The sequence below is a fragment of the Streptomyces sp. McG3 genome (assembly GCF_018619185.1).
GTDB lineage: Bacteria > Actinomycetota > Actinomycetes > Streptomycetales > Streptomycetaceae > Streptomyces.
The window spans coordinates 1-3,916 of record NZ_JAAXYC010000486.1 but is presented as its reverse complement, the minus strand read 5'-3'; the positions used below and the strand labels follow the sequence as shown (position 1 = coordinate 3,916).

Sequence of the window (3,916 nt, the reverse complement as noted above, 5' to 3'; positions counted from 1 at the left end):
GGGTGGGGTTGTTTCTCTTGTTTCTTTGGGTAGTTGATGTCGCGCTTCACCGGGTCGTGGTCGAGAACGATCCGGTCGGCGGTCTACCGGGACGTACCGGGTCGCGGCGGCGCACGACCCGGCGGGAGCCGTCACCGTACGAGGTCGATCTCCGCCCATACGGTCTTACGGGGAACGGGCCCGGGTGTGACGCCCCAGTGGTCTGCCAGCGCCTCCACGATGAGCAGGCCCCGCCCGGTCTCCGGGTCTTCGTCTTCGGGCGGCTTCACCGCTCCCGGTCCGGGCGGAATGCTGTCGCCGCGCGTGTCGGTGACCTCGATCCGCAGCGTGCCTCCAACGAGTGCGTCGAGGTTGCGACGGCCCCCGACGCCGTCCACGTACGCGACTCCAAGAACGTGCGAGGTCCCCGTCTCGCTGTCGCGCCCGCCGCGTGGGCCGGCTTCGTCACGTACGCCGCAGCGAACTGACCTCGCTGTCGCCCTGCGCGCCCGTGTCCAGTCGCCCGGCGGCGGCTCGTTGCGGGGGTTCTGTGCGGCCGTCGCGGCGGGTCGATGAGCCGCGCGGGTCTGTCTACGCGGCGACCGGCGGGGTAGGCGAGGTGGAAAACCCCCTCCGACCGGAGGCATACCCTCCGACCTGCCGATAGGTGTCCGATAAACGTATCTCCGGCTCCGCATGGCGGTGACGTCGCCCACCCGGCATCTTCACGCCTATTACCCGGGAAAGTGACCTGCGTCACTAAAGATCAGGTAAAGGGCATGGTACAAATGCCCAACTTCGTAGGCGGAACCCTCGCCGAAGCGGAGTGCCGGGACCGTCCCGGTGACAGGCCTGAGCGACCGTCGCCGTCGTCCACTCCATGGGACGCGCCGGGTCGCCGACCCGACGACGACGTTCGCTCATCCCTTCAGAAACGTCCCCCCATCGCACACCGACCGGCGAAGACACCCCACTTGTCCGCCGTTCCCGCGTCATCGAGGTAGCCAACGTGTCACTCGAATCCATAACCGAGAACGTCGACGAAGCCGTCAGCGGGTTCTTCGAACCGATAGCCAAATGGCTCGGCGAGATCGTCTTCTACGCCGTCCCCGTCGGCGGGACGGACCTCCCGCTCATCGTCGCCTGGCTGGTGGTGGCGGGGCTCGTCTTCACCGGCTGGTTCGGATTCGTCCAGGTACGCAAGTTCCGTCTCGCCATCGACGTGGTGCGCGGCAAGTACGACGACAAGGACTCGGCGGGCGAGGTCAACCACTTCCAGGCCCTGACCGCCGCCGTCTCCGGCACGGTCGGCCTCGGCAACATCGCCGGTGTGGCCGTCGCCGTCTCCATCGGCGGCGCCGGAGCCACGTTCTGGATGATCCTCTGCGGTCTCCTCGGCATGGCCACCAAGTTCGTCGAGGTCACCCTCGGTGTGAAGTACCGCGAGGTCCACGCCGACGGCACCGTGTCCGGCGGACCTATGCACTACCTGCCCAAGGGGCTCGGCGAACGCTTCGGGAAGAACGGCAAGACCTTCGGCAAGGTCCTCGCCGTCCTCGCCTCGATCATGATCCTGTTCTTCGGGCTCTTCGGCGGCAACCTCTTCCAGGTCAACCAGTCCTACGCCCAGCTCGTCTCCGTCACCGGCGGCGAGGACGGGGCGATGGGATCCTCCGCAGGCGCCCTCATCTTCGGCATCCTCGTCGCCGCCCTCGTCGGCATCGTGCTCCTCGGCGGCATCCGGTCCATCGCCTCGGTCACCAGCCGGCTGATCCCCGCGATGGCCGGGATCTACATCGTCGCCTGTCTCGTCGTCATCCTGGTCAACGTCACCGCCGTGCCCGGCGCGGTCGAAACGATCATCGAGGGCGCGTTCAACCCCGAGGGCGTCGCGGGCGGTGTGCTCGGCGCATTGATCATCGGCTTCCAGCGCGCCGCGTTCTCCAACGAGGCCGGACTCGGCTCCGCGCCGATCGCCCACTCCGCCGTCAAGACCAAGCACCCCGCCAGCGAGGGCCTGGTCGCCCTGCTGGAGCCGTTCATCGACACGGTCGTCATCTGCACCATGACCGCGCTGACCATCGTCATCGCCAACCCGGCGAGCTGGGGCGAGGCGCGCGACGGTGAGTCGATCGGCGGCGTGACGATCACCTCGGACGCCTTCGAGACCGTACTGCCCTGGTTCCCGTACGTCCTGACCGTCGCCGTGCTGCTCTTCGCGATCTCCACGGTGCTCACCTGGGGCTACTACGGCCTCAAGGCCTGGACGTACCTCTTCGGCCGCAGCCGCACCAGCGAGATCGTCTTCAAGTCCCTCTACACCCTGCTCGCCGTCTCCGGGTCCCTGCTCACCCTGCAGACCCTCATCGACCTGGCCGACGCGGTGCTCTTCTCCCTGGCCGTCGTCAACATCATCGGCCTCTACCTCCTCGCGCCCGTCGTCAAGCGCGAGCTGAACACCTTCCTCGCATACGTCCGCACCCGGAAGGCCGGCGAAACGGACGGGGACGACGGGGACAAGGACGAGGCGCTGACGAAGGCGAGCGTCTGAGCCCGGCCGGTCCTCTCCTCCTGGCGCCTCCCGTCCTGTGTGCACGCAGGGCGGGAGGCGTCAACTCGTGTGCAGCATCAAGCCGATGCCCACCACCATCAGCCCTGCCGCCGCGATCCTCGGGGCCCCGAAACGCTCCTTGAAGAACAGCGTGCCGATCGCCGCGCCCACGATGATCGACGACTCGCGCAGCGCCGCGATCGGGGCGAGCGGGGCCTTCGTCTGGGCCCAGAGGACCAGCCCGTACGCGATCACCGACAGGGCCGCGCCGAGCAGGCCCCGTACGGCGAACGGCTTGAGCTGCGCGACCAGTTCGCTACGGCGGCGGTAGTAGGCGTACGCCGGGATCGCCATGCCCTCCAGGACCATCAGCCACGCGACGTAACCCAGCGGGGTGTCCGAGGCGCGTACGCCGACGCCGTCGACCGTGGTGTACCCGGCGATGGCCAGACCCGTGCCGAGGGCCGCCACGATCGCCGGCCAGTGCGGGCGCTTGCCGGAGCCCCGGATACCCCACAGGGCCAGCCCGACCAGTCCGGCCGAGGCCACCGCGACGCCCGCCGTGGCCCAGCCGTCCGGGCGCTCGCCCACGAACACCGCCGCCAGGACCGTCACCACCAGCGGGGCCGTGCCCCGGGCGATCGGGTACATCTGCCCGAAGTCGCCGAGCGTGAACGAGCGCATCAGCAGCAGCATGTACAGCACGTGCAGGGCGGCCGAGGTCACCAGGTACGGCCAGGCCTCCGCCGCCGGGAACGGGGCGAAGAGGGCCATCGCCGCGCCGATCAGCAGACCGCCGCCGGAGATCAGCGTGAACGAGATCAGCTGGTCCTTGATCGCGTGCGCGATGGCGTTCCAACTGGCGTGCGTGACGGCGGCTATGAGGACCGCGAGGGCGACCAGAGGGGTCACTTGGCGGGCTCGCGCACATCCGCGACCGTCGCGCCCGCGTGGGCGATCAGCGTTTTCGGGTCGAGCGGGAACACCGTGTGCGGGGTGCCCGCCGCCGCCCACACCACCGCGTGGTCCAGGAGGCGTCGGTCGGCCAGGACGCGGGTCCTGGTGGCGTGGCCGAAGGGCGGTACGCCCCCGATCGCGTATCCCGTCGTCTCCCGGACCAGGTCCGCGTCCGCCCGCTTGACCTTCCGCGCGCCCAGTTCACGCCTCACCAGCTCGACGTCCACCCGCGAGGAGCCGTCCATCAGGACCAGTACCGGGGCGCCGTCCGCCGTGAAGACCAGTGACTTGACGATCTCGCTCAGTGAGCAGCCGACCGCCGCCGCGGCCTCCGCCGCCGTACGGGTCGCGTCGGGGAAGCGGCGCACCTCGACCTGGAGGCCCAGCTCGGCCAGCGCCTCGGCGAACCGGGGGTGGGCGGGGGAGACG

Annotated in this window: 3 protein-coding genes and 2 pseudogenes; 2 read left to right on the top strand and 3 right to left on the bottom strand. The window is 69.5% G+C overall.

The window, feature by feature from the left end; genetic code table 11:
• Positions 1 to 131 precede the first annotated feature (131 nt).
• Positions 132 to 335 (bottom strand): annotated as a pseudogene (locus HET64_RS39490) (ATP-binding protein); the annotation flags it as partial.
• Here HET64_RS39490 and HET64_RS39485 point away from each other — a divergent pair.
• Positions 333 to 467: pseudogene (locus HET64_RS39485) on the top strand (DUF397 domain-containing protein); the annotation flags it as partial. The pseudogenes HET64_RS39490 and HET64_RS39485 overlap by 3 nt on opposite strands.
• A gap of 521 nt (positions 468 to 988) precedes the next feature.
• On the top strand, positions 989 to 2,530 hold the full coding sequence (locus tag HET64_RS37395; protein ID WP_215111688.1) for a sodium:alanine symporter family protein: 1,542 nt from the start codon (positions 989 to 991) through the stop codon (positions 2,528 to 2,530).
• A 60-nt stretch (positions 2,531 to 2,590) separates the two neighbouring features.
• Here the strand turns inward: HET64_RS37395 and HET64_RS37390 are convergent, their stop codons facing one another.
• Together HET64_RS37390 and HET64_RS37385 are read right to left on the bottom strand one after the other, a co-directional pair.
• The gene (locus HET64_RS37390) at positions 2,591 to 3,442 is read right to left on the bottom strand and encodes a DMT family transporter (protein WP_215111687.1); all 852 of its coding nucleotides are present in this window, start codon (positions 3,440 to 3,442) and stop codon (positions 2,591 to 2,593) included.
• The coding region (locus HET64_RS37385; RefSeq protein ID WP_215111686.1) for a YbaK/EbsC family protein at positions 3,439 to 3,916 on the bottom strand (478 nt) is incomplete at its 5' end. The genes HET64_RS37390 and HET64_RS37385, both read right to left, overlap by 4 nt.